This window comes from Aurantibacter crassamenti (assembly GCF_016811105.1).
GTDB lineage: Bacteria > Bacteroidota > Bacteroidia > Flavobacteriales > Flavobacteriaceae > Aurantibacter_A > Aurantibacter_A crassamenti.
This window is the reverse complement of sequence record NZ_JAFBGM010000002.1, coordinates 567,306-587,663: the sequence shown is the minus strand read 5'-3', so window position 1 is coordinate 587,663 and position 20,358 is coordinate 567,306. Positions and strand designations below refer to the sequence as shown.

The 20,358-nt window shown below is 31.9% G+C and carries 20 protein-coding genes; 11 read left to right on the top strand and 9 right to left on the bottom strand.

What is annotated here, in order from left to right:
• Positions 1–40 precede the first annotated feature (40 nt).
• Both JQC67_RS15155 and JQC67_RS15150 read left to right on the top strand, forming a co-directional pair.
• Positions 41–1,621: a sensor histidine kinase gene (locus tag JQC67_RS15155; RefSeq protein ID WP_203253764.1), complete on the top strand. Its 1,581-nt coding sequence runs from the start codon at positions 41–43 to the stop codon at positions 1,619–1,621.
• Between the two features lie 6 nt (positions 1,622–1,627).
• Entirely contained in the window at positions 1,628–2,341 is a 714-nt protein-coding gene (locus JQC67_RS15150) for a response regulator transcription factor (RefSeq protein ID WP_203253763.1), read from the top strand.
• A 52-nt stretch (positions 2,342–2,393) separates the two neighbouring features.
• Here the strand turns inward: JQC67_RS15150 and JQC67_RS15145 are convergent, their stop codons facing one another.
• From JQC67_RS15145 to JQC67_RS15115, 7 genes are read right to left on the bottom strand one after another with little or no spacing between them, the layout of a single operon-like run.
• Positions 2,394–2,885 (bottom strand): gluconokinase, encoded by a 492-nt coding sequence (locus JQC67_RS15145; protein ID WP_238934823.1) that lies wholly within the window; start codon positions 2,883–2,885, stop codon positions 2,394–2,396.
• Positions 2,878–3,792: a tRNA (adenosine(37)-N6)-dimethylallyltransferase MiaA gene (gene miaA / locus JQC67_RS15140; protein ID WP_203253762.1), complete on the bottom strand. Its 915-nt coding sequence runs from the start codon at positions 3,790–3,792 to the stop codon at positions 2,878–2,880. The genes JQC67_RS15145 and miaA overlap by 8 nt, the downstream gene beginning before the upstream one ends.
• Positions 3,792–4,625: an ion transporter gene (locus JQC67_RS15135; protein ID WP_203253761.1), complete on the bottom strand. Its 834-nt coding sequence runs from the start codon at positions 4,623–4,625 to the stop codon at positions 3,792–3,794. The genes miaA and JQC67_RS15135 overlap by 1 nt, the downstream gene beginning before the upstream one ends.
• A 2-nt stretch (positions 4,626–4,627) precedes the next feature.
• On the bottom strand, positions 4,628–5,911 hold the full coding sequence (locus tag JQC67_RS15130) for an exonuclease domain-containing protein (protein ID WP_203253760.1): 1,284 nt from the start codon (positions 5,909–5,911) through the stop codon (positions 4,628–4,630).
• A 41-nt stretch (positions 5,912–5,952) separates the two neighbouring features.
• Positions 5,953–6,612, bottom strand: a complete 660-nt coding sequence (locus JQC67_RS15125) for a YggS family pyridoxal phosphate-dependent enzyme (protein ID WP_203253759.1) — start codon at positions 6,610–6,612, stop codon at positions 5,953–5,955.
• A gap of 7 nt (positions 6,613–6,619) precedes the next feature.
• A complete protein-coding gene (locus JQC67_RS15120) occupies positions 6,620–7,504 on the bottom strand; it encodes a 3-hydroxyacyl-CoA dehydrogenase family protein (RefSeq protein WP_203253758.1) in 885 nt (294 codons plus the stop codon).
• A 3-nt stretch (positions 7,505–7,507) separates the two neighbouring features.
• Complete coding sequence (locus JQC67_RS15115; protein ID WP_203253757.1) at positions 7,508–8,473, bottom strand: Gfo/Idh/MocA family protein; 966 nt, start codon at positions 8,471–8,473, stop codon at positions 7,508–7,510.
• 203 nt (positions 8,474–8,676) lie between these two features.
• On the opposite strand from JQC67_RS15115, the gene JQC67_RS15110 reads away from it, so the two are divergent.
• Complete coding sequence (locus tag JQC67_RS15110) at positions 8,677–9,318, top strand: protein-L-isoaspartate(D-aspartate) O-methyltransferase (protein ID WP_203253756.1); 642 nt, start codon at positions 8,677–8,679, stop codon at positions 9,316–9,318.
• 29 nt (positions 9,319–9,347) lie between these two features.
• Here the strand turns inward: JQC67_RS15110 and JQC67_RS15105 are convergent, their stop codons facing one another.
• Positions 9,348–9,866, bottom strand: coding sequence for a hypothetical protein (locus JQC67_RS15105; RefSeq protein WP_203253755.1), 519 nt, complete (start codon positions 9,864–9,866; stop codon positions 9,348–9,350).
• Positions 9,867–10,164: 298 nt separating this feature from the next.
• Between JQC67_RS15105 and JQC67_RS15100 the strand changes: the two genes are divergently transcribed.
• The 7 genes from JQC67_RS15100 to JQC67_RS15070 all read left to right on the top strand — a co-directional run bounded on the left by JQC67_RS15100 (position 10,165) and on the right by JQC67_RS15070 (position 16,000).
• A complete protein-coding gene (locus tag JQC67_RS15100) occupies positions 10,165–10,566 on the top strand; it encodes a response regulator (protein ID WP_203253754.1) in 402 nt (133 codons plus the stop codon).
• A 77-nt stretch (positions 10,567–10,643) separates the two neighbouring features.
• Positions 10,644–11,186, top strand: coding sequence for a heme NO-binding domain-containing protein (locus JQC67_RS15095; RefSeq protein ID WP_203253753.1), 543 nt, complete (start codon positions 10,644–10,646; stop codon positions 11,184–11,186).
• On the top strand, positions 11,179–12,777 hold the full coding sequence (locus JQC67_RS15090) for a PAS domain-containing sensor histidine kinase (protein WP_203253752.1): 1,599 nt from the start codon (positions 11,179–11,181) through the stop codon (positions 12,775–12,777). The genes JQC67_RS15095 and JQC67_RS15090 overlap by 8 nt, the downstream gene beginning before the upstream one ends.
• Positions 12,774–13,907 (top strand): FIST signal transduction protein, encoded by a 1,134-nt coding sequence (locus tag JQC67_RS15085; protein ID WP_203253751.1) that lies wholly within the window; start codon positions 12,774–12,776, stop codon positions 13,905–13,907. The genes JQC67_RS15090 and JQC67_RS15085 overlap by 4 nt, the downstream gene beginning before the upstream one ends.
• Entirely contained in the window at positions 13,907–14,965 is a 1,059-nt protein-coding gene (locus JQC67_RS15080; protein ID WP_203253750.1) for a sensor histidine kinase, read from the top strand. The genes JQC67_RS15085 and JQC67_RS15080 overlap by 1 nt, the downstream gene beginning before the upstream one ends.
• Before the next feature lies 1 nt (position 14,966).
• Complete coding sequence (locus JQC67_RS15075; protein ID WP_203253749.1) at positions 14,967–15,287, top strand: Hpt domain-containing protein; 321 nt, start codon at positions 14,967–14,969, stop codon at positions 15,285–15,287.
• A 2-nt stretch (positions 15,288–15,289) separates the two neighbouring features.
• Positions 15,290–16,000: a LytR/AlgR family response regulator transcription factor gene (locus JQC67_RS15070; protein ID WP_203253748.1), complete on the top strand. Its 711-nt coding sequence runs from the start codon at positions 15,290–15,292 to the stop codon at positions 15,998–16,000.
• A 418-nt stretch (positions 16,001–16,418) separates the two neighbouring features.
• Here the strand turns inward: JQC67_RS15070 and JQC67_RS15065 are convergent, their stop codons facing one another.
• A complete protein-coding gene (locus JQC67_RS15065) occupies positions 16,419–18,446 on the bottom strand; it encodes a tetratricopeptide repeat protein (RefSeq protein WP_238934821.1) in 2,028 nt (675 codons plus the stop codon).
• A gap of 594 nt (positions 18,447–19,040) precedes the next feature.
• Between JQC67_RS15065 and JQC67_RS15060 the strand changes: the two genes are divergently transcribed.
• On the top strand, positions 19,041–20,180 hold the full coding sequence (locus tag JQC67_RS15060; protein WP_203253747.1) for a response regulator: 1,140 nt from the start codon (positions 19,041–19,043) through the stop codon (positions 20,178–20,180).
• The last annotated feature ends 178 nt before the right edge of the window (positions 20,181–20,358 follow it).

Sequence of the window (20,358 nt, the reverse complement as noted above, 5' to 3'; positions counted from 1 at the left end):
AAAGAATTGCTAATTGTTAAATTTCTAAATTTACCACCAGATGAATAAGAGGTTGTTTGTGCTTTTGGTGATTTTGATGAGCCTCTCGTTAATTGGAATAATTTTTGTTCAAGGTTTTTGGATTAAAAAATCTGTTGAAGACAAAGAAGATCAATTTTCCAATACCGTTTCAGAAGTGCTCAACCGAGTCACCGATAAGATTGAAAAAAGAGAACAGAAAGATTACTCTGATCGTTACCTTAGTTTAAAGGATAGCGTGGGTGAATTAAAAAGTTCTCAATTAAGCAATATCTTAATTATTGATCAAGATTTAAATTCCAATGAAATACGATTGTATTCACATGGTATTTTAGAGGAAGATTACAATATAGCATCTACGTTCTTTGACTTTGGAAATAATAATGATAGTAGTACTATTAAGAATTTTACGAGCAAACGTACCACCACAATTCTAAAAGAAAATTATGATATTGATGGTAATCGAATGCGATTGGATCCGGTTCAGACTTTGACGAAAATTGGAGGAATGTCTTCAATTGAGAAGGCTCAATGGGAAGATGTATTTAGTGAATATGCGAAAAAAGTGCCGTTGCACCAACGTGTATCAACTCAAGAAATTGAACTATTGCTAGCTCGTGAATTAGAGAACCATAATTTAGATGTTGCTTTTGAGTACGGGGTTTATAGTAAAGGTTTGCCAACAAAAGTAAAATCTAAAAAGTTTAAGCCTTCGGAATCAACATCGTATAAAGCACCAATCTTTAGAGATAGTGAAGGTGATACTGATTTTTCATTATTAATTAATTTTCCTAAAAAGGAACGATTTTTATTTAGTTCAATACTAGGAATGGCATTTTTGTCATTCTTATTTACATTGGTAATTCTTGTTGCATATGCAGGTGCTATTTATCAGTTAATCAGACAAAAGCAGATTTCTGAAATCAAATCTGATTTCATAAATAATATGACACATGAGTTCAAAACGCCTATTGCTACTATAAACTTAGCGGTTGAAGCAATTAGAAACCCAAAAATAATGGGTGATAAAGAAAAAATCTTGCGTTATTTATCAATGATTAAAGATGAGAATAAACGTATGCATGCTCAAGTTGAAAATGTGTTACGTATATCACGACTTGAGAAAAAGGAGCTAGATATTAGTAAGGATAGGGTAGATGTGCACGACATAGTAACAGATGCCATCGCACATGTAGAATTAATAGTTGAAGATCGAGGAGGTTATATTAAAACTCATTTTGATGCAACTAGAACAGACATTCTGGCAAACGAAATGCATTTTACCAATGTAATTGTCAATATACTAGATAATGCGGTGAAGTATTCGCCTCAGGCTCCTAAAATTGATGTTTATACAGAAGTCGTTAAAAATAATATTATAATACAAGTGAAAGATCAAGGTGCTGGTATGAGTAAAGCAGTATTAAAAAAGGTCTTTGAGAAATTTTATAGAGAACATACAGGTAATATACATAATGTAAAAGGTCATGGATTAGGGCTTTCTTATGTAAAACAAATAATAGACGATCACCAAGGAGAAGTTTACGCAGAAAGCGAAAAGGATAAAGGAAGTGCTTTCTACATAAAATTGCCTTTAATTTAAAATACTATGGAAACAGTTAACAAGAAGATACTATTAGTTGAAGATGATCCAAATTTTGGAATTGTGCTTAAGGACTATCTATCAATGAATGATTTTGACGTCACTTTGGCGAAAAATGGAATGGAAGGCTTTGAGAAATTCAAGAAAGATAGCTATGATATTTGTATTCTTGATGTAATGATGCCTTACAAAGACGGATTTACTTTGGCTAAAGAGATTAGAGAGAAGAATGAAGATGTACCTATAGTTTTCTTGACGGCTAAAACCATGAAAGAAGATGTTTTAAAAGGATATAAGGCTGGTGCTGATGACTACCTGAACAAACCTTTTGACTCTGAGGTGTTGTTAGTGAAATTGCGTGCTATATTGCAGCGTAAAGCTTCAAATACACTTGCAGATAGTAAAAAGTTTGAATTTGAAGTAGGTAATTTCCATTTAAATTCAAAACTTAGATTTTTAAAGTATAAGGATGAGGAAACAATTAAATTGTCTCCGAAAGAAAATGATTTATTACGTCTTCTAGCTTTACATGAGAATGATTTGATGCCTAGAGAATTGGCTTTGACCAAAATATGGCGTGATGATAATTATTTCACCTCTAGAAGTATGGACGTTTATATTGCCAAATTGCGTAAATATTTAAAACGTGATGATACCGTTGAAATCTTAAACATTCATGGTGAAGGATTTCGTTTGGTGGTAAAGACAGAATCAGAGTAAAATAAAATAGGATATTATTCAAAGGCATTCTTTAACTAGAATGCCTTTTTTTTTATGCAAGTTGTTTTAATATCGTTGCTAACATCTCAGCAGGTGTGTCATTAATTGAAACGGTAATCGCATTTTTTGGCGGTTCTAATGTTTCAAATTGAGATTTTAAAAGTCCAGCTGGCATAAAGTGTCCTTTACGGGCTTGCATTCGCTTATTAATTTCTTCAAAAGTCCCTTTTAAATACACAAAAGTAAGATTGTCTTCAACCGAATTTTGTAAGGTATTTCGATATACTTCTTTCAAAGCCGAGCATGCAATTACAGCACCTTTTTTAGCATTCTCAATTGCTAAGGTATTCAATGCGATTAACCAGGCTTTGCGGTCATCATCAGTAAGCGGATGCCCTTTAGACATTTTTAATACATTTTCTTCAGGGTGAAAGTCATCACCATCAAAATAGGGTAATTCAAGTTTGTCAGCCAATAACTGACTAATTGTAGACTTGCCACAACCTGACACGCCCATTACAATAAAAACAGTTGCTTTATTCAATGTTACTTTTAGCTTTAAGTTTTTTTAATACTTCGTTTATTTCATATTGATAATCAATCCAAAGTGTATCTTCATTTTTTTTAAACCAAGTCATCTGTCTTTTGGCAAATCTTCGTGTATTCTTTTTAATTTCAGAAACTGCAAAATCTAATTCCCATTTATCATCTAAAAATTTAAACAACTCTTTGTAACCTACTGTTTGTAAGGCATTTAGATTTTTATTTTTATGTAGTGTTTTGCATTCGTTTAATAACCCTTCTTTCATCATAATATCAACCCGCTGGTTGATACGTTCATAAACAACTTCACGATCAGCTTTTAAGCCAATTGTGATGGTATTAAATGGTCTTGCCTTCTTTTTTCTATTTAAAAAAGAAGAATATGGTTGGCCTGTGCCAATACAAATTTCTAAAGCTCGAATCAAACGATGCGGATTATTCAAATCAATAGTATTGTAATGAACTGGATCTTTTTGCTTCAATTCATCTTGCAGTGCTTCAATACCTTTGTTTTTTAATCTACTATTTAATTGGTCACGAATTTCGGTAGCCACTGTTGGAAAATCATCTAATCCTTTTGTAATTGCATCAATATAAAGTCCGCTGCCACCCACAAGCACTATAGTGTCTTTAATTTTAAATAGTTGCTCTAAACAACCTAACGCCTCTTTTTCAAAATCACCAACAGAATAATTTTCAAAAATACTTTTGTGTTGAATAAAATGATGTGGAGCTGCAGCTAATTCTTCAGATGAAGGTACGGCGGTGCCAATTGTCATTTCTTTGTAAAATTGTCTTGAATCCGCAGAAAGTATTTCGGTTTTAAAATACTGAGCAAGGGCAATAGCTAATTTTGTTTTACCAATTGCAGTTTGACCAACAACAACTATTAGAGTTTTAGCCGTCATTAATCTTCTTCTAATTTGCAACCACATTTTCTACAATATGCAGCGTCCATGCTTGTGATGTATGTGCCACAATCTGGGCAAGAACTGCCCTTAATTTCTTCATCTTTGCCATCTTTAGCTACATATTCTGCAGAAACAATTCCGGTAGGCACAGCAATAATTCCATATCCAATAATCATAATGAATGTTGCAATAAATTGACCCAGTGAAGTTTCAGGTGAAATATCACCATAACCTACTGTGGTCAGTGTAACAATGGTCCAATAGATACTATGTGGAATACTTTCAAAACCATGTTCAGGGCCTTCTACTAAATACATTATTGTTCCTAACAATACCGCAACAATTAGTACAAAAAATACGAAGACAAATATTTTTGTTCGACTTGCTTTTAGTGCGCGTAGTAAATTATTAGACTCACCCACAAAACGAACCAGTTTTAATATTCTAAATACTCTCAATAGTCGTAAGGCTCTAAACGCTGTGATATATTGGGATCCTACAACAAAATAGGATAGATACTTTGGTATGGTTGACAGTAAATCAATTATACCGAAAAAACTAAAAACATACTTTTTTGGTTTATTGATGCAGATAATTCGTACTATGTATTCTATGGTAAAAAGTATGGTTACTACCCATTCTGAAATGTCTAAGAATTTATGATACTTTACATCAAACCTAGGTAGACTCTCTAGCATAACAATAATTACGCTATAGAGAATTAGCACTAATAAAACTATATCAAAAAGCTTACCTGCCGGAGTGTGGGTTCCGTAGATAATCTCATGTAGCTTTGCGCGCCAACCATGTTTTCTTGCACTTGTTTCCATAATTATGGATTTATTTCTTCAATCAAATGGCTGCCCTTTTTACGAAGGTGTGTTGTGATAAAATGATTGGTATTTGCATCGCCCTTTGCTGGTGTAATAATTGATTCTAAGATATGAATATTATTTATTTGATGGTTTAATTCGCAATAACCATAACCTTTATAAATTCCATTTTTTATATAAATTACACTCTGCTCACCAATTTCACGGCCTTTATCTTTTATTATTAATGTCCGTTTAACAATCCTATATTTTAAAAGTAGCTTTTCTATTTCTGCATTGTAAGTTACAATATCTGATTTGTCAGCGCATATTTCGTTACTAATTTTCTGTAAGAAACTGGCTCCGGATTCAGCGCCATTAAAAGTTATAATCGCCTTTTCACCTTTGATAAGTGGTACAACCTTTAATTTAATTAAACCTTTACTATCCTTTTCAGAATATAAACCATAATTAAATAATTTTCCTTTTGCTTGATTATAACGCGGTCGAATACGTTTCAATTCTTCGTATTCTTTTAATTGCGCGATTAAGTCGCTACCAGTTTTTTCAAAAGTTACTTTACGGGTTTCTTTTTGAAGTTTTCGAGCTCTTGATCCAGGTTTTATAAATTGTTGGTTTACCCTTTTTTTTATATTACTAGACTTTGATAAGTAGATAATTTCACTATCCTTATTATGCATGTAAAATACGCCCGTGGCAATGGGTAAGGTTTCAACAATATCTAAAAGTCTATCAGAAAGTTCACCAGTACTAGCCTCTCTGAGTACCGTTTTTATAATGGCTTTTTCTGAATCTTTAGCTAATAAAAGTTTGAATAATTTTAAGGTAGCTAAGGCATCGCCATTTGCACGGTGCCGGTCACTTACCGCAATACCCAATGAACGTACTAGTTTACCTAAACTGTGTGACTCCGCATCTGGTAGTAACTTTTTTGATAAATCTACTGTACAAATTGTTTGTCGCTCAAAATCATACCCTAAGCGTCTAAATTCGGTTCGTAGTATGCGATAATCAAATTGTGCATTGTGAGCAACAAGTACAGTACCTTCTGTAATTTCAACAATGCGCTTGGCTACTTCATGAAATTTAGGTGCTGAATGTAGCATATTATTATTTATGCCAGTGAGCTTTACTACAAAGGGCTGTATTTCTTTTTCAGGATTTACAAGACTTATAAATTTATCAACTACTTCATGGCCGTCAAACTTATGAATAGCAATTTCAGTTATGCCTTCTTCATTGTATTTTCCGCCGGTTGTCTCAATATCAAGAACTGTGTACATATATTTTTTTAAGACTATCAGGATTATAGTCCTGCTTAAATCTAGTGGTAATTTCTAGAACCAAAGATACTACTTCCCACGCGGACCATAGTACTACCTTCTTTAATCGCTATTTTATAGTCACCGCTCATACCTGTAGATAGAATAGAAATATTGGGTAAACTATTCGTTAGATTATCAAAAATAGCTTTCAATTGTTTAAATTCTTTTTCAATTTGTATTTGGTCAGAAGTAAATGTTGCCATGCCCATCAAACCTACAATTCTAATATGTTTTAGCTTTTTAAATTCTTCGGATGATGTAATTTCGAGAAGCTCTTTTTCATCAAGACCGAACTTTGTATCTTCTTCTGCAATGTGAATTTGAAAAAGACAATCTATAACACGATTATGTTTTGCAGCTTGTTTATTGATTTCTTGCAACAACCGGAAGCTATCTACACCATGAATTAATGACACAAATTCTGCCATGTATTTCACTTTGTTCCGTTGCAAATGCCCAATCATATGCCATTCAATATCTTTAGGTAGTGTTTCCCATTTCTGCACCATTTCCTGAACCTTATTTTCGCCAAAGATTCGTTGGCCACTTTCATAAGCTTCTTCAATAGCCTCGTTTGGTTTTGTCTTTGATACAGCAACCAAAGTGACGTGTTCAGGTAAACTGTTTTTTATTTCAGCTAGATTTTTTTTGATAGTCATTTAAATACTATTTGAATTGAGAAGAAACGGTTTCTGCTTTTCGTGATGTAGAATAATCGTAAAAGCCTTCACTAGATTTTACACCTAATTTTCCGGCCATTACCATGTTTACAAGTAAAGGGCAAGGGGCGTACTTCGGATTTTTAAAACCGTCATACATCACATTCATTATTGAAAGACAAACATCGAGCCCTATAAAATCAGCTAACTGCAGTGGCCCCATTGGGTGGCCCATGCCTAATTTCATTACGGTATCAATTTCAGAAACACCGGCAATTCCATTGTATAAAGTTTCAATCGCTTCATTAATCATGGGCATTAAAATACGGTTGGCAACAAAACCAGGATAATCATGTACTTCAGTTGGTGTTTTACCAAGTTGTTCTGAAAGCTGCATAATCGTTTTAGTTGTTGATTCTGAAGTATTATAACCTCGAATTATTTCAACCAATTGCATAATTGGCACCGGATTCATAAAATGCATACCGATTATCTTATCTGCTCTTTCAGTAACCGAAGCAATTTGGGTAATTGAAATTGACGACGTATTTGATGCTAAAATGGTTTTAGCATCACAATACAAATCAAGGTCTTTAAAAATTTTTAGTTTTAATTCTAAATTTTCAGTTGCTGCCTCAACAACTAAATCAACGTCTTTTACACCTTCGGCTAAATCAGAATGTTTTGATATTTTTTCTAAAGTTGATTGCTTATCACTTTTAGTTATTTTTTCTTTAGCAATCAATCGATCTAAGTTTTTTGAAATGGTAGCCAAACCATTGTTCAATGCCTCATCTGAGATATCAATCAAACGAACTTCAAAACCGTTTTGTGCAAATACATGAGCTATTCCGTTGCCCATTGTGCCTGCACCAATGACTGCTATTTTCATAAATTATTTTTTAAATGAATCAATTATACGTAACGCTACTTCAAGAGCTTTTGCGCCTTGCTTTAATGAAACAACTGGCGTGGTGTTATTTACAATGGCATCAGCAAAGGCTTCTAATTCATCTTTAATTGCATTATTAGATTCTATTTCAGGGTTTTCAAAATAAATCTGTTTCTTTTGGCCTTCTGCATTCTGTAAAACCATATCAAAGTCGCCTACTTCATCAGGTGCATCTTTCATTTTAACGACCTCAACTTTCTTCTCTAGAAAATCAACAGCGATGTACGCATCTTTTTGAAAGAAACGTGATTTACGCATGTTCTTTAATGAAATTCTGCTTGCGGTTAAATTTGCTACACAACCATTTTCAAATTCAATACGTGCATTTGCAATATCTGGCGAATTGCTAATTACAGAAACTCCACTTGCATTAATTTGGGTTACCTCAGAATCTACTACGCTTAAAATAGCATCAATATCATGAATCATTAAATCTAAAACCACAGGTACATCTGTGCCACGCGGATTAAATTCTGCAAGTCGATGCGACTCAATAAACATTGGGTTTTTGATATTATCTTTTACTGCACTAAATGCAGGATTGAATCGCTCAACATGGCCCACTTGACCTTTTATATTATACTCTTTTTCCAATTCAAGCAGTTCGCTTGCTTCTTCATAAGTATTAGTGATTGGTTTTTCTATAAAAATATGTTTGCCTTTTTTTATTGATTTTTGAGCACAATCAAAGTGAGAAAGGGTAGGGGTTACTATGTCAACTACATCAACAGCATCAATTAAATTATTGATGTTATCAAAATACGTATATCCGAATTCATCAGAGACCTTTTTTCCATTTATAGCGTCGGCATCAAAGAAACCTACTAACTCATATTTATCAGATTCATTTAGTAATCGTAAATGAATTTTACCTAAATGACCAGCGCCTAAAACACCAACTTTTAACATGTTTGTAATTTTTAACTCAAAAATAGTGAATAGTTAGGGATAAGAAATTAGACTAAGCATCTTAGCCTTAATTATTAATGAATTTATCAAATTGGCATGACATATTTTATGTTTAAAAAATTCAGTTTTATGTGTTATTTCCCATTTTTAAGTAATTGAAAATTTGATTTTCTTCGCTAACTTTACAATCCAAAACCAAACCTTTGAAGGATACTTTAAAACACAGTGGCATGCGCAACAAATTAGCAGAAGTGCTAATTGAAAAGGGCATATCAGACAAAAAAATTCTTGATGCAATTCGTTTAATACCTCGACACTTTTTTATGGATAGTAGTTTTGAAGGCCATGCTTATCAAGACAAAGCTTTTCCTATTGCAGCTGGTCAAACTATTTCTCAACCTTATACTGTTGCTTTTCAATCTGAACTTCTTCAGGTGAAACCCGGACAAAAAATTCTTGAAATAGGCACAGGTAGTGGTTATCAGACAGCGGTATTATTGTTATTGAGAGCACAGGTATATTCTATAGAACGACAATTAGAACTTTTTAAAAAGACAAAACTCTTTTTTAAAAAAATGGGGTATCGTCCTAAGAAAATGATTTTTGGTGATGGTTATAAAGGGATGCCTGAAGAGGCACCTTTTGATAGTATTGTTGTTACTGCTGGCGCTCCAGAAACTCCGAAAGCTTTATTAGGCCAATTAAAAGTTGGTGGGCGACTTGTTATTCCTGTTGGTGATGAAGATCAGATTATGACCTTATATGTGCGCACTTCGGCCACCGAATTTGAAAAAAAGGAGTTTGGTAATTTTAGATTTGTTCCGCTTTTGGAAGATAAAAATTGAGGAAATTTTTGAAAATTCTAAGAATACTTTTAAACTTCAATCTCGTCCTTGCTATCTTTAAAATTTAAAGGGATACTTTTATATGTGTTATAATTGTTAAAAATATCAGTGTAGATTAATGTGATTATTTTTTCATGTAATTCGTTCTTAATTTCTTGTAATGCTATTTCATATTCTTCTGGTGTTTTAGACTCATCATATCGAATTTTAAATTCAATCATATTTAAATAATCATTTGATGAGATTGCTCTTTCTCTAAAATCATTGATGTACTCAACAAATACGAATGTCTTAATATTTAAGGACAAGGAATCTACAAGGTTCTGAAATTTATCAACTTCAACTGATTTTATTATTAATGGACCGGTTCCTTTGTTCCATAATTTTACTGAAATATGGCTGCTGTAATTGTATTTGACAATAACTGGAATAGGTTTATAGGATAAAGTATTGTGCTTTCTTTGCAACAAAATGGAATATATACTTATTGCAATAGCTAAAATTGCTAAAATAAATTCCCAGTTTATATTATCTAAAAACGTATTCATTTTTTCTATTTTATTGCATATTAAATGTTAAAAACTCATAAATCAAATAAATTTTTATTAAAGGAGCCATAAAAAGCGTTCTTTTTTATTTATTACCCCTAATAATAAAGAGGGTGATTTTATTTTTAAATGTACAAATTAGGGCTTAATATCATAATTATATTAAAAATTAGGACTCAACTTTTTCTTTAATCGAGCTACGTTTACCATTCGTCTACAGTAATTTTCCATTCGTCTACACAGCTAAATGCATTTCGATGTTATTTCTGACTTTTGTCTCAAATAAAAACAACGTGCTATGAAAGTATTATTTATTGAAGACGATAAAATTGAAACAATGAAGCTTTTGCGAACGGTTTCTAAATTAGATACAAAACACACTATTACCGAAGCTAAAAATGGGGAAGAAGCATTAAATATTTTAAAATCAGATGCAGATTTACCTGATATCATACTTTTAGACTTAAACATGCCTAAAATGAGTGGTATAGAATTCTTACAGATTCTTAAAGCAGATAGCGTAATGAAATATCTGCCAACAATTGTATTGACAACATCTGAAAATAGAGCCGATCTTTTAGAATGTTATAAAATTGGAATTGCAGGATACGTCTTAAAGCCTTTAAAATATGAGGACTATGAAGCTAAGATTAAAAAAGTTTTTGAGTACTGGGAAGTAAATGAGCTAGTTAAAGCCTAACAAAATCCTTCATTTCACAACAAAATATTTTATACTGTAATACATTTCTTACTTTTATACTCTTATAAATTAGAGTTATGAAGGGCATTGTTTTTACTGAATTTTTAGAAATGGTTGAATCTTCCTTTGGTTTGGAGATTACGGATAATATCATTGAAAATTCAGATTTAGTTTCAGAGGGCATTTATACTTCAGTTGGTACCTACGATTTTAATGAAATGGTAAGCTTAATTACCAATCTCAGTAAAGAAGTAGCTATTCCGGCTAATGACCTAATATATACTTTTGGATTATATTTATTTAATAGCCTGGGCAAAGCACATCCAGAGGTTATTGAAAACTACAATTCACCAATTCCTTTACTCAATTCCATTGAAGACCATATACATGTTCATGTAAAAAAATTATATCCAGATGCGGAATTGCCCACATTTAAGATTTTAGAAAAGACTGAAACTTCCATATCAATGATATATAGTTCTTCAAGAGGATTATATCGATTAGCTCACGGATTAATGCAAAGGTGCTTTGAACATTATAATGGTAGTGCCACAATTGTTTATGAGTTGTTAAAAGAAGACGGTACCGAAGTAAAATTTGATGTTACGCAAAATGGATAATAAGGAAGTATTGCTGCTAAAAAAAGCACTAGAACGTCAAAAAAAGGCACGGGCGCAAGCAGAAAAAATTTTAGAAGAAAAATCTAAAGAATTATACGATACTGCTTTTCATTTAAAAGAATCAAATGCCAGGTTAGAAAACCTTTTAAGTGAAAAAACAAATAAACTCGAGGGAGTTTTTACTAATATTTTAGACCCTTATGTAGTTGTAGACTTGCATATGAATATTATAGAAATGAATTCTGCTGCAAAAGAATTTTTGGGCTATGATATTGAAAAGGAGAAGATAAATTTATCGGCCCTAATTCCTTCTGAATATTTGGATTATAATTTAGAAGCAATGCAAACGCTACGTGAATTAGGGGTGCTCAAAAATTATAGATCAAAAATTATACTAAAAGATAAATCAGAAAGATTTGTACATATTAATGGAAGTTTAGTTTATGATAAAAATAATGTTCCGATTGCTGCACAAGGCATAATTAGAGATATTACAAAAGATACAGAAATTAAAAATTTATTAGCTGAGCAAAAAAAGGAGCTTGATATAATTGTAGAGAATTCACCTTTAGGTATTGTTCTAAAACAATCGGGAATAATCATCACTGCTAATAAAACTTTTAAAAATCTTTTGGGATATTCAGAAAATGAATTAAAAAATAGGCCTGTTGATGAAATTTCGATTCCTGAAGACAGCGATAAACTGAATGAACTTAACAACCAAATGGAGGCGGGTTTAATTGATAACTTCACCGTGGTTAAAAAGTATTTTCGTAAAGATGGCACAAATATTTGGGCTAAAACATCGGTAAATGCTTTTAAAGATACTTGTGGAAAAGTAAAATATCAAGTTGCAATGATTGAAGATATTTCAGCTCAACATAATCTTGAGAAGGAACGAGAAATATTATTAAAAGAACTTGAAGAGAGCAATAAAGGTTTGCAAGAATATGCACATATAGTATCTCACGATTTAAAATCACCCTTGCGTAGTATTAGTGCACTTTCGACATGGCTGTATGAAGATTATAAAAATGTATTAGATGAAAATGGTGTAAGCCAATTAAATATGATGCAAGAAAAAGTGGAGGCCATGGATAAACTTATCGATGGAATCTTAAAATATTCCACAGTAAGTAGTGATGTAGTAGATAATACACAAGTTGATGTAAATGAGGTGATTAAGGAAATTACTGATATCATTTATATTCCTGATCATGTACAAGTTAAAATTGTAAAGAAATTACCAACACTTTATGCTGATAAAACCAAAATCCATCAATTATTTCAAAACTTTTTGAGTAATGCGGTGGTGCATATTGAAAGAGAGGTTGGATTAGTAAATATCGATTATAAAGAAACCGCAACACATTGGCAGTTTAGCATAGAAGATAATGGTGTTGGAATTCCTAAAGAATATCATGAAAAAATATTTAAAATTTTTGAATCAGTAGGGAATAAAGAAAGATCAACGGGTATAGGTTTATCCATTGTAAAGAAAATTATTGACTTATATGAAGGTTTGGTTTGGTTGGAAAGTGACCCAAATACAGGCACTACATTTTATTTTACATTAAAAAAGCAATCATGAAGTTAGAACAAGGGGTTAGAGAGAAAAATAATGGTTGGACATTTACGGAGTCTCGTAAGGACTTAAAAGAACCATTAGTTATGGTTTTTGGTAATAGATATGCCTTGGAATCGGCAGATATATATCAAGAATTAAAAGAAATGTATCCAAATGGTCATGTTGTATTTGGAAGTACTTCTGGTGAAATACTTGAAAGTAAAGTCTTTGATGAAAGTATTGTGCTAACTGCAATTGAATTTGAAAAAAGCAGCTTTAAAGTAGTGCGAGAAAATATGGCCTCACATAGCATGAATGTGGAAAATTTAGGTCAGAGTCTAGTGAACAGTTTACCTCAAAAAGATTTAAAACATGTTTTTATAATATCGGAAGGTACTAATGTAAATGGTAGTGGTTTAATAAATGGCTTAGAAGCAAATTTGCAACCTGGTGTTTCCATTTCTGGTGGATTGTGTGGTGATGATGCACGTTTTGAGCGCACTTTGGCTTCTTACAATGAAAACCCAAAAGAAGGAGAAGTTGTTTGCATTGGTTTCTATGGTAGTTCTTTAGAAATTACATGTGCAAATTATGGAGGATGGACAGGTTTCGGACCGCAACGAACAATAACAAAATCAAAAAATAATATTTTACATGAGTTAGATGGAAAACCAGCACTGGATTTATATAAATTATATTTAGGCGATAAGGCCGATGATTTGCCGGAGGCAGCTTTACTTTATCCATTAAGTGTACACATGCCAGATAGTAAGGAGGTAATAGTAAGAACTATTTTAAATATTGACGAAACTAATAATACTATGATTTTAGCAGGAGATGTTCCGGTAGGATCAAAAGTACAATTAATGATGTCAACCGTAGATGATATTGCAGAAGGTGCCGCAGTTGCGGGCGAATATGCCATGCGAGATCGAAAATCAGATCCTGAATTGGCATTATTGGTAAGCTGTGTAGGAAGAAAATTAGTATTAGATCAACGAACCGAAGAAGAAATAGAAGAAGTTATTAGTACAATAGGTGCTAAGGCTTCGGTTATGGGATTTTATTCTTATGGTGAATTGGCGCCATTTGCGGGCCAGAAAGAATGTAAATTGCATAATCAAACAATGACTTTAACACTATTTAGTGAATAATGCATAAATTATTAGCCAGACAAATTAGAAAATACTTACCTACTAACTGGGCTGAGCAGGAATCATTTGCCAATTTTTTAGAGGCAATCAATAAATCTTATGCTGACAATGATTCAAAATTAGAAATGGTGCAGCGTTCTACCATAATAAGTTCTCAAGAACTCTCCGAAGCGAACGAAAGATTAATCGAGCGTGCAGATTCTCAAAAAAAGATTATTGAGTCGCTTGAACGCTCTATAGCTAGTTTAGAAACAAATACTGGTACAAAGTTAAATCCAAATTCTAAAGGTAATACAGTATTTGATCCTTTGGCATTGGCCAAAAAAATAGAAGAACAATCATCTGAAATTAATCGAATTTCAGCAGAAAAAGATTTATTACTTAAGAATTTAGAAGAACGAAATGAGGCTTTAAACAATTATGCTCATATGGTTTCTCACGATTTAAAATCACCCATGCGCAACATTAATTTTTTAATTGGTTGTATTACGGATCAAGAGGTGACAAATTTTTCTGAAGAAACTATAGATAATTATAAACTTATAAGTGAGAACTTAGAAAAAATGGACGCCTTAGTTGACGGGATTTTAAAGCATGCTACAATTACTGATTTAGAAGAGAAAAAGGTAATGGTAGATGTAAAGGTTTTAATTACAGATTTATTGAAAACTATCTATGTGCCAAATAATGTGGAAATCGAATGTGTAAACACTTTGCCTTCATTATTAATCGGTAAATACAAACTAGAGCTTTTGTTTAAAAATCTTTTACTCAATGCAATAAGCGCTACAGAACATAATTCAAATGGTAAAATCCAAATAACAGCTAAGGAAAAAACAGATTCTTGGCAATTTAGTATTTCAGATAACGGTAAGGGTATAGCTAAAAAATATCAAGACGACATATTTAAAATGTTCAAAAAGCTTGAAGATGATTTTAAAGCAACAGGAATTGGGCTAGCATTGGTTAAAAAAATAGTTAATTCTTACAGTGGTAAAATATGGCTAGAATCTGAAGAAGGAAAAGGAGCGACCTTTTTTTTCACTATTAAAAAATAAGATGATGGAAACCCCAAATATAAAATACATTGATGAAATAGCTGGTGATGATGTGCAGTTTAGAAATAAATTCATTGAAATATTAAAAATGGAATTTCCTATTGAAAAATTGGAGTATAGCAATAGTATTCATAACAATAGAACCGACGAAGGTTCGCAAATTGTACATAAATTAAAGCATAAATTTAGTGTGTTAGGGCTAGAAGAAAGTTATAGATTAGCAGTAACTTTTGAGGAAGAATTACGTTTAGGTAATGACAGATTAAAAAATGAGTTTCAAAAAGTACTTGATACTATTGAAACATACCTAAAAACAATTTAATTATGAATTGTATCATCATTGATGACGAGGCTGCGGCTAGAGCAGTTGTAAGTCACCTTTGTACTCAAATACCTGAACTAGATGTTATTCAGGAGTTTGATAATGCTATTGAGGCAATAAAATTTTTAAATCAGCAAGATGTTGACGTAATATTTCTCGATATTCATATGCCGGGTTTTACAGGTATTGATTTGGTTCAGACCCTAAAAAATCCACCTAAAATTGTTTTAATAACCTCGGATACAGATTTTGCAATAGCGGCTTATGAATATGAGGCAATAGTCGATTATTTATTAAAACCAATAACCTTTGATCGTTTCGAAAAGTGTGTTCAGAAGTTAACAAAGGCAATTGCAAGTCAATCTAGCAAGATAAATAAAGACGAGAGTACTACCGATTTAACCGAAGATTTATACATAAATATCGACCGCCGATTGATAAAACTTAAGTATAACGAAATACTAGTTGTTGAAGCGCAAGGTGATTATATTGAAGTAAAGACTGAAAAAAAGAATTACAAGGTACACACCACTTTAAAGAAAATAAAAGATAAATTACCAGAACATATCTTTTTCCATATACATAGATCTTATATTATAAATTTTAAGAAAATTATTGATATTGAAGATAATAGTGTTTTAATAGAAAAAAATGTAATTCCTATAAGTCGTTCAAATCGTCCTGAACTTATGCGACGATTAAATTTACTATAATTTTATTCCTCTATTATTTGTAACCATCGGACTATAGAAATTGGGTTTTGAGCGGGCCATGACCTATAAAATTATCTTCATAGTGTAAATTTGGGGTATACAAAAGAAAAAGTTTAACCTAAATCTTTACATTATGAAAACTTTCCTACTTGTTCTAACATTAAAAGCTTTAGTAACTGGTCTTAAAACAGTAATCAGCACAGTAGTTGTTGGCGTGGCTTTAGCCATGGCTGGTATGCTATAATTAAAGTATAAAATTAAACGGGCTCAAACCCCATACTTCTCTTTATATATTTGGGTTCGGGAGAAGTGATATATAAACAACCATAAATACGTTTGTGGTTGTTTTTTTATGACATCATTTTAAATTGTATTCAACTCAAAATCTTAGTGGAGTCCTACAAATACGTTTTAATTATTATTGTATTGAATTAAAAAATAATGGCTTGTCAAGAAATAACCACTTAATTTTTAAACCAATTTCAGTAAATTCAAAACCTGCTGCAGTTGCTGAAGCAATATTACTGTACTTGCCATAAATATTGCCACTCAAGCGTTTTGAAAATTGATGTTGTACTGCCATTTCGGCTCTAAATATAGCTGTATATGGGTCATCTTCTACTTTCTGAAAACCCGTTGCAGCGCTACCCATGTATGTTGTTTTATCAGAAATTTTGCCTCTTATGTCTGCAAAAATTTCGAAAGCTTGGTATTGTTCAGGACTAAAATATATTGTAGGTACTTGATCCTTAAATGTTATGTGCTGATAGTTTAAACCCATTTTTAAAGCAGGTTTCTGTGAAAGTGTATAATATAATGAGGTGAATAAAAGATTTCTTATGTTAGCATCACTCTGTTGCGTATGCATCAATTGGGTATACCAGCCAAAATTTACATTTGTACCAAGGTTATAATTGAGCCCATAATGGTGCTGAACAATTTCACGTTCGATTAGATCTGCATTAAAGTTTTGAATTTCTCGCTGATAACCTATTGAAAGATTTTGCATTTTAAACGGTTGCATTTCTAATTTGGCATCAAATACAGGTTGCGTATAGGCATCATTAGTAAACCTTGAATTATTTGCCCCAATAATAGTTTTTAGTAGTGTTTTTGGAAATAATTTGTAATGTAATCCGGCAAGAATTACATGTGCATTTGCCTTGTTACCTGAAACTGTATTTTCCGTGGTGCGATAAAAATAGGATAGTGTTGTTCTAAATTTAGTTGAGAAAGGTACATCTGCAGTTGTATTGGTGAAAAATGCGACATTTTTACCATTGTCAAATGTGTATGCTGCATGTTCTTCAACACTAGGTGTGTGCATTAAATTTAGCTTTTCAATAAAACCAAGTGCATCTTTTTGATTGTCATAATACTTTAGCGTATTATAAGCAGATTTATAGGCTGGTATGATACGGTCCGCTGCAAACAAAGCATTTGCTTTACCAAGGTTACCATCAAAAGAAGAACTATCATTTACTAAAATTTTATCGTAGCTTTTTATACTTTTTTTTGAATCACCCGTGTATAAACCTAAAGTTGCTTTAAGAGCGTGTATCCAATTTCTATTGGGGTAAATATTCTCTAGACTATCAATTTTCTTTTTTGCAGATATAAATTTTCTATTCCATATTAATGCTTGTATATACCTATCATAAGTACGTTCAGTAAGCTCAAAATCTTCAAATTTAGAAACTTTTAATTTCGAAATCTCAGCGAAGGCTAAAGCCTTTTTATCAGATTCACCTATATGTTCGGCAAGTGCTATTCCGTTTAATGCGGTTATGGAGTCTTTAGCCGTTGTAGCGTATCTAACATAGCTGTTTTTAGCACTTGTTACATCCTTAGTAATTAGGTAAAGGTTTGCTAAATTTAAAAGTGCGTCTTTATCTTCGGGAAAATCTGTAAAAATTTCTTTTAAAATCATTTCTCCAGCTACATACTCTTGCTTATTTACGTATTCATTTGCATATCCTAAACGCATATATTTTCGAGAGACTTTTGCGTTACTATTATCAGGATCTAATTGCAAGGCATCTTCAACTAACTTTAAAGCTTCTTTATATTCTTTTAAATTACTTAAAGTATTAGCATAGCCTAGGACAGCAGCAAACTTTTTTGGATGTTCTTGTACCATTTGGGCATACAGCGGTTTAGCTTCTTTATATTTTTTTGCCCATAAAAATGATTCATTATAATTAATCGCTACTTCAAAATCGGAGGGATAAGTTTTTAATAGTTCAGCGAATAATTTAGTAGCCTTGTTGGGTTCACCACTTAAACCTACTGCACGTCCATAGCATAGTTTAGCTGTTTTGTTTGTTGAATCCTTTTTTAAATAGTCATAAAAAAAGGATTCTGCTTGTTCAAATTCGCCATTTTCTAATAGGGTAAACCCTTCCTGCATTTCACTTTGTGCATTTGCCATAAAAAACGAGAGCATCGTAATAATTATAAGGTAATATCGAAGCATATAACAGTGAGAATTTTACTACAAATATGATAACGTCAAATGTGGCTATTTATTAGTACTAATATGTTTTATTTGAGGTAATTATGATGAAAAAGTGTTCGTAGTCAGTTATTTGCAATTGAACTATACTAATTGGTGGTTTAACGCGATGGAGCTATTTCTACATTTAAACATTCAGATATTTGCTGTGTAAATGTTTGAAACTGAATTTTTAATTGAAGTTTAGTTCCCCCGATTAGTTGTTGTAGGGTAATTAGTATTGTGATGTTGATGTTGAGGATGAATTACTAATTGCCCGGGCAACTATTTTATAATCAATTCATTATTTAAAATAGGACGCTCTATTTTACCCTTTTAATTTGAAATATAAAATTGTGATGTATTTCACCGAATATTAAGGATTTACAGCAATATTTAGATTTAGCTACGTTATAGGTAAGAATATACTTACATATGTGCTTTATGCGCATGTTTTCCTAAATAGGTTACAATAAGATATTCTCATATGAAATTTTAGATTACTTATTTTTTTCCCATTCTTATTAAACAAAAACTAATTAACCTATGAAAATTTTAACTATTGATGACCAAGAATTAATCTTACTATCTGTAGAAAAAAGATTAAAAGAATTAGGATACGATGTAAAAACAGCTAATTCAGGAGAACTAGGAATTAACCTTTATAATTCTTTTAAACCTGATTTAGTTCTTGTCGATATTAATATGCCAGATATGACAGGACTAGATGTGGTTAGGCATATTCGTGCTGACAAGGATAAAAAAATTCCAATTTTAGTAATGTCTGGTAATACCGAAGAAAGCGTAATTATGGATGGGTTTACGCTTGGTATTGATGATTATATGAAAAAACCTGTTAGTCTTGACGAAATGGCTGCAAGAATAAAAAGACTAATAGGCGTACCTGAAACAACAAAGAGTATAGAAAGTTCTACGGATACTCAAATGTTACAAAAGAATTGTGTTGGCGTAGTTATACCGTGTTATAATGAAGAAGAACGCTTATCAAGTGATGAATTTAAGGAATTTGCAAACAAAAATTTAGGATATCATTTATGCTTTGTAAATGATGGAAGTACTGATAATACTCTTCGAGTTTTAGAAGACCTTAAAAAGGGTAATGAAAACAATATAAGCGTTTATAATTGCGAAAAGAATGGGGGTAAAGCAGAAGCCGTGAGACAAGGTATGCTACATCTGTATAAAGATGCTCAATTTGATTATTTGGGCTTTTTAGATGCTGATTTATCAACAGATTTTAGAGATTTCGATGATTTGGTTCAGACCATTGAGAAATCAGATTTTAAAATCGTAAGTGGTTCTAGAATGAGCAGAATGGGTGCTAATATTACTAAAGAATCAGCCCGTAAAATCATCAGTATGACCATTAACCTTATAATCAGGTCTATATTAAAAATGCCATTTAATGATACGCAATGTGGTGCAAAAATATTAGAGCGTGATATTATTCCGATGCTATTTACAAAACCATTTATTACAAAATGGATTTTTGATGTAGAGATTTTTATGCGTATGCGAAAACATTACGGAAAAGCAAAGGTTCAACAATTAATTTGTGAACAACCATTAAAGCGATGGATTCATGCAGATGGATCTAAACTTTCAATGAAAGATTCCGTAAAAATTGTTGGTCAACTAGCTAAAATAGCTATTTCATATAGGTAATTACACTACCTGGTTTTATTTAATGAAATTATCATTAGGGGCCTAATTATTTGCTAATCTTTGGGTAAGTCACTTAATTAAAAATAGATAATATTCATAAAAAATTATTAAGTAAACTGTATCGGTTTGCTGATGCGTTTTTGGATTAAATGAATTTCGAAAATTAGTAATATAAGTG